Annotated in this window: 7 protein-coding genes; 5 read left to right on the forward strand and 2 right to left on the reverse strand. The window is 60.0% G+C overall.

The genetic code is table 11. The features are described from left to right. Positions 1-28 precede the first annotated feature (28 nt). Together FBR05_14560 and FBR05_14565 are read left to right on the forward strand one after the other, a co-directional pair. Complete coding sequence (locus FBR05_14560) at positions 29-1012, forward strand: hypothetical protein (protein MDL1873399.1); 984 nt, start codon at positions 29-31, stop codon at positions 1010-1012. Between the two features lie 65 nt (positions 1013-1077). Beyond that, positions 1078-1671 carry a YkgJ family cysteine cluster protein gene (locus FBR05_14565; protein MDL1873400.1) on the forward strand — a complete coding sequence of 198 codons (594 nt, stop codon included), beginning with the start codon at positions 1078-1080 and terminating at the stop codon, positions 1669-1671. 25 nt (positions 1672-1696) lie between these two features. On the opposite strand, the gene tmpT is transcribed toward FBR05_14565, so the two are convergent. Beyond that, complete coding sequence (gene tmpT, locus FBR05_14570; protein ID MDL1873401.1) at positions 1697-2353, reverse strand: thiopurine S-methyltransferase; 657 nt, start codon at positions 2351-2353, stop codon at positions 1697-1699. A gap of 46 nt (positions 2354-2399) precedes the next feature. After that, positions 2400-3041, reverse strand: coding sequence for a TetR/AcrR family transcriptional regulator (locus FBR05_14575; protein ID MDL1873402.1), 642 nt, complete (start codon positions 3039-3041; stop codon positions 2400-2402). 172 nt (positions 3042-3213) lie between these two features. Between FBR05_14575 and FBR05_14580 the strand changes: the two genes are divergently transcribed. The 3 genes from FBR05_14580 to FBR05_14590 all read left to right on the forward strand — a co-directional run bounded on the left by FBR05_14580 (position 3214) and on the right by FBR05_14590 (position 5262). Then, on the forward strand, positions 3214-4116 hold the full coding sequence (locus FBR05_14580; GenBank protein MDL1873403.1) for a hypothetical protein: 903 nt from the start codon (positions 3214-3216) through the stop codon (positions 4114-4116). 33 nt (positions 4117-4149) lie between these two features. Further along, positions 4150-4725 carry an OsmC family protein gene (locus FBR05_14585; GenBank protein MDL1873404.1) on the forward strand — a complete coding sequence of 192 codons (576 nt, stop codon included), beginning with the start codon at positions 4150-4152 and terminating at the stop codon, positions 4723-4725. 90 nt (positions 4726-4815) lie between these two features. Further along, the gene (locus FBR05_14590; GenBank protein ID MDL1873405.1) at positions 4816-5262 is read left to right on the forward strand and encodes a PaaI family thioesterase; all 447 of its coding nucleotides are present in this window, start codon (positions 4816-4818) and stop codon (positions 5260-5262) included. The last annotated feature ends 134 nt before the right edge of the window (positions 5263-5396 follow it).

The raw sequence follows: 5396 nt of genomic DNA on the forward strand, positions 1-5396 counted from the left end.
GGCGACTCTCTTTTTTTAAGGAGATTCCATGTCGCTGCCCCGCTCGTTCTTCGCCATTGCCGTCCCGCTCTTCCTGGTGGTTTTTTCCCTGCCTTCGGCCGTTCGCGCTTTCTCGGCCTCCGAATCCTGCGCGATCATCCATAAATACGAATCCTTTTGTGGCAACCTGGAGCCCCAGACCTGCGTGACCTACCGGCAGGGCTTTAACTACTGGGGCAACGCGGAGCACAAGAAAGCCTGGGACGATTTCTTTCAACTCTGCGGCCAGGACAGCGAGCGCGACAGTCATGAGTGCGTCGCCTACCTGGGGATCGAAGCCTCTTGTCGCCCCACCGTCGAGCCGCAGCCTCCGCCCGTGATGGCCTATAATAATTCCGAACCCGTTTCCCTGGCGGAACCTCGGACCACGTACGAGGTTTACCGAGAGGAGCCGAGGTTATGCCTGCGCAGCGAGGGCACGGAGGCGATCGACCGGTTTATCTCCGCCTGCGGCGATGTCGCGGCGGCTGAATGCCCGCAGTCCGGCGTCGTCGCGGAGGATTTCGCGCGGTGGTGCGGCAATCGGAGCTCCTGCCAATGCGCCCGTGAAATCAGCTGCGGACATCCGCAATGCTCCGCGCCGGGGGCCGCTCCCTCCGGACCCGGAGGCACGACGACGGCGCCGGGCGGCGAAACCCCCGCCGCGCCCGCGGAGGGCGCGCCCTCCACGGGAACTCCTTCTGCCCCCGCATTGACGCCGACGGATGTTGCGAATGAGGAACCGGATCCCGCCGTTCCCGACGCGGGGCAGGGCTTCGGCCCCTCCGTTGGCTCCGCTGGGGATAACGGCTTGGACCGCGGCGACCGGACGGTCGAAGGAGAAAATTTCGTGGCGGGCGCCTTTGCGATGTCCGGCTCCGGTTGCTCCCTGCAGGGCTTCACCGCCGCGGGCGGATTTCCTTCTCCGTATGGGATCCTCTTCCTGATTCCCTGGCTGATTCGGCGCTTGCACGGGCCGCGGCCGCGCGGCTAGGCGGCCCGTGGTCGAAGGACCGGATAAACTCTCGACAGACCGGCGAGTCGGACCGACAATGTCGCATGATTCAGCCGTCCCAGTTGCGGAGACCCGATCCACGGCCACCGGTTTTCCCATTTCGCTGGGTCGGACTCTTGCTGGTTTTCGAGCTTTGGGTCTTGGTCTTCGTCTTCCAATCCATGATCTATGGATGCGATCGGATCGCGTGGCGCTTGCTCGGTTACCATCGGAAAACCCGCTACGTTCGGCGCGGCGCCTGCGCGCGGACGGGCCTGTGCTGCCGGACTTTGGGCATCGAGCTGCCGGAGTCGTGGGTGCGGCGGCCTCGGGTGGTCGCTTTTTTTCAGCGCTGGTACGCGCTCGTCCACAATTTCCAGCCGATCGGGCCGCCGCAGGGCCGCCTGCTTCCGTTTTCCTGCGGTTACCTGCGCGACGGCCGTACCTGCGGCGTCTACCCTTTTCGTCCCAAGCTTTGCCGGGAGTATCCCCAAGTCGGTCTCTTCGGGAAGGTGGAGCTGCACCGCGGGTGCGGCTATTGGTTCGTGGAGCGCGCGAAGCTGGGGAGCTTCGAGGAACGCCTGCTGCGGGAGCAGCACGAGGCCGAGCGCCGGGAGTATTCGCGGGCGGCCGGCGGAGCGACGGATGGGCTCACCTAAGGGCCCGGTAGCGAGGGCGTTCGGCTCAGAGATTTCGATTTCCTGCTTTATTCTTTAGCAGCCACGCCTTCTCTCTTGCCGCGACTTTTCCCTTCAATCCACCGGGGGTATCGATGCTTGCGAGGAGAGTTGATTCATAATGTTCTCTATAGAGTCGTTGTATTTCTTCATTGCCGACCGAAAAAGGAGGCCCCGCCATCAAGTCTTGATCGTACTCATAACAAATGAGTAATTGCGGGGCTTGATTCGTGATCTCCATTAAATGCTTTGCGTATCGACGGCGCATTTCTTCGGGAAGGGCTACTAAAGCCGCCCGGTCATAAATCGCATCCACGTCACCGAGCAGCCTGCGAGACAAATCAAATATATCTCCAACAAATATGTCGATGTTTTTCGCGCTGTAGAGATCTGTTTTACCCGCTCCGGATATTTTCGGTTCAACTCCTAACTCCAAAAATAATTGCTCGACGGCAAGCGGGCTCAATTCCGCTCCGGAAACGCGATACCCCCTAGAAATTAACCAATGAATATCGAGCGTCTTGCCGCACAACGGTAAAAAAACACGACCGTCTTTCGCCACTGAAAGACGGTCTAGATATTTCACCAGTAGGGGGTTGGCTTTGCTTCCGTGAAAGGCAATTTCGTTTATTTTCCACTTTTGGTGCCAAAATCCCGCTTCCATAAAAGACGATTCCTTTGAAAATGGATTTACAACTCTCTTGGCAGCCCTAGCGGGTACGGTTGGCGAGGACGGCCGGCGCATCGGCGCCTTCATCGGAGCCCGGGCTCTGGACGCCGGTGCCTCGGGTCAACATGAGGCGGAAATTGTCGTAGATGCGCCGCTTGTCCTCTTGCGTCGGTTGCGTCGTGGAAAAGGTGACGATTCCGATGTCGAAGGTGACGATGAATTTCGCGAGGCCCGCAATATCGCAATCGGGGGGGAGCTCGCCGCGGAGGCGCGCGGCCTCCAGATTTTTCAGGACCATTTGCTCGGAGGCGGCGACGAAGTCCCGCACGCGTTTGCGGATTCTCTCGTTGAGCACCTCTTGTTGGGTGAGCGCATTGGTCATGAAGCAGCCGTAGGGAAAATCGGAAAAGACCACCAGGCGCACTTCTTCCAGGATATTGGCCATTCCCAGGGGTTCGCGGTTGAGGACCTCGCTCAAATGGCGGAGCCCGCCCAGGTAGTGATCCACCGCGGCCTCGTAGAGGCCGTCCTTGCCGCGAAATTCTTTGTAAAGGCTGAAGCGGTTTAGGCCCGTCACCTCCACCAATTCCTGGAGATGCGTGCCCTCGTAGCCCTTGCGCCAAAACAGGTGCATGGCCTTTTCCAGGACTTCGTCGCGATTGTAGCCCTTGTGTCGGCCCATTTCGGTTCATCCTCTTTCTCCTAAAATCGCCTACTTAGAATTTTTTTGCAATATTTTTCACCTATCGTTCTGAAAAATGTTGACTTGGAAGTTAAAATCCGTAGAATGAGTTTTATCACTTATCGTTCTGAAATTAATCAGAATGATTTCAGATAGTTAAGGAGGGAGTGCCATGAGCGATTATTCATACCAAGACTGTTTAGAGGCCTCATACCGGGTGAATTGGCGGATCGAGGAGGTCCTGGGACCGCGAAAATTCGACCCGGCGAAGCGTTGGATGCCCTCGGCCCTGTCCGCGGCCCCCGCCATCGCCTGCCTGTCCCAAGCCGAAAAAATCAAGCTCAGTCACGTCGAGATGGGCGCCTACGCCCACTTGTTCGGCTACGTCGAGGAATTCATCGCACCGCTGATCACCGACCGGGCCAAGACTCACGGAGAAGGCTGGGGAGAGGCCCTCGAGGCACTGGCCAACTTCGTGGCGGAAGAGGTGAAGCATATGCACCTCTTCCGCAAGCTGCGACGCAGGGTCGACGAGCAGCTGGGTTTTTCCCTCAAGCTGCTGGACGGCGAGCAGGAGGTCGCGCGTTACGTCCTCGGAAAAAATCCCGGCGCGGTGCTCCTGCTCACCGCTTGCATCGAGTGGTTCACCCAACTTCATTATCTGACCGCCATCCGCGAGGACTCGGACTTGGACGTCCTGACCAAGAACGTCTTTCGCGCGCACTGGCTCGAGGAATCCCAGCACGCCAAGATGGATCATCTCGAGACCCTGCGCGCCTTCTCCGCGATGGAGACCCCCGAAAGAGACCGGGCGGTCGGCGACCTCATCGAGCTCCTGGGTGCGGTCGACGGCCTGTTGCAAAAACAATCCGCCTACGACGTCGAGAATCTTGCGGCCTACCTGGGCCGGACCTTCAGCCGCGCGGAGGCCGAGGAGATCTACCGCGAGGAATTGAAGGTCAAGCGCTGGACCTTCATAGCCAGCGGCGTCAGCCATCCCAATTTCGTCGCGCTGTTCACCCAAGTGACCACGCCTCCCCAACGGGAACGCGTCCAGTTCGCCCTCGCCAGCTGAATCTTTCAACGCTTATTTAAAAAGGAGAGAACCATGAAATCGAACGCGGAAAAGAAGATCCAATCCCAAATCCTCAACGGCATCGACGTGGGCGCCGTCCTGCAGACGGTCGAAGAAGTGTCCAAAGACCCCGCCAAGGCCCAGACCCGCTGGAAGGTCGTGACCTCCTGGCAGGGCGGCACCCGAACCGAAACTCAAGTCGACGCCTGCGAGATCGCGGGTCAGGTGGTGCGGAAGAATTTCCAGATCCACACCGACGAGCCCTTCGAGCTGTTCGGCACCAACCTGGCTCCCAATCCCCAAGAGACCTTGATGGCCGCCTTCAATGCCTGCATGACGGTCGGTTACGCGGCCCAATGCGCCTTGGAGGGCGTCGAGCTGGAAGAGCTGCGCATCGAGACCCAAGGCGACATCGACCTGCGGGGCTTCTTCAGCCTCGATCCCAACGTCAAGCCCGGCTACGACGAACTGCGCTACACTGTTCACATCAAGGGGAAGGGGACGCCGGAACAATTCCGCAAGATCCACGAGGCGGTCAGCGCCACCTCGCCCAACCGCTACAACCTATCGCATGCGATCCGTTTGAAGTCCGACTTGGTCGTGCACTAAGTCACTCCTGGGGCCGCGCGCCACTGGGGGGGGCGCGCGGCCCGCTTTTTTTCCATGGAATTTAAGCCGCGTTTCGGCCAGAAAGAGAAGATGGACGCAGCCGATCCCGAACGCCTCCAGCGCGTGGAGGCCATCTTCCGCAAGGCCCCTTTCCTCGAGAACCTCGGGGTCAAATTCCTCGGCTGCGGCCCGGGCTGGTGTGAGTCCGGCTTGCAGGTCCAAAACTACCACAAGCAGCAGAACCGCTTGGTGCACGCCGGGGTCCTGGCCACCTTGGCCGACCACACGGCGGGCGCGGCCGCAGGCACCTTGATCGCGCCCGGCGAGATCGTCCTGACCGTCGAGTTCAAGATCAACCTCCTCCGTCCCGGCAAGGGGCAGAGCCTGCGCGCTCGCGCCCAGGTCCTGAAGCCCGGCCGCCGCCTCAGCGTCGTCGAATCGGAAGTCTTCGCCAAGGAAGGCGAGCAGGAGTCCTTGGTCGCCAAGGCCACGGTGACGCTTGCAGTCCTGGCGGATTTCAAGGAAGATGCCGGCTGAAGCAAAGGAGTTTTCCATGAAAATCCGGATTTCCACCCTGATCGCCGCCGGCCTAACCGTCTTCAGCCTCTCCGCCGGGGCGGAGACCACCCAGACCACGACCACCATCGAAAAGGGCGTCACCACCACCCACA

Source organism: Deltaproteobacteria bacterium PRO3 (genome assembly GCA_030263375.1).
Classification (GTDB): domain Bacteria; phylum UBA10199; class UBA10199; order DSSB01; family DSSB01; genus DSSB01.

Bases quoted from the DNA above. Each gene is read 5' to 3' on its own strand.
- FBR05_14585 (MDL1873404.1), top strand. From the start codon at position 4,150: ATGAAATCGAACGCGGAAAAGAAGATCCAATCCCAAATCCTCAACGGC.
- FBR05_14565 (MDL1873400.1), top strand. From the start codon at position 1,078: ATGATTCAGCCGTCCCAGTTGCGGAGACCCGATCCACGGCCACCGGTT.
- tmpT (MDL1873401.1), bottom strand. From the start codon at position 2,353: ATGGAAGCGGGATTTTGGCACCAAAAGTGGAAAATAAACGAAATTGCC.
- FBR05_14590 (MDL1873405.1), top strand. From the start codon at position 4,816: ATGGACGCAGCCGATCCCGAACGCCTCCAGCGCGTGGAGGCCATCTTC.
- FBR05_14560 (MDL1873399.1), top strand. From the start codon at position 29: ATGTCGCTGCCCCGCTCGTTCTTCGCCATTGCCGTCCCGCTCTTCCTG.
- FBR05_14575 (MDL1873402.1), bottom strand. From the start codon at position 3,041: ATGGGCCGACACAAGGGCTACAATCGCGACGAAGTCCTGGAAAAGGCC.
- FBR05_14580 (MDL1873403.1), top strand. From the start codon at position 3,214: ATGAGCGATTATTCATACCAAGACTGTTTAGAGGCCTCATACCGGGTG.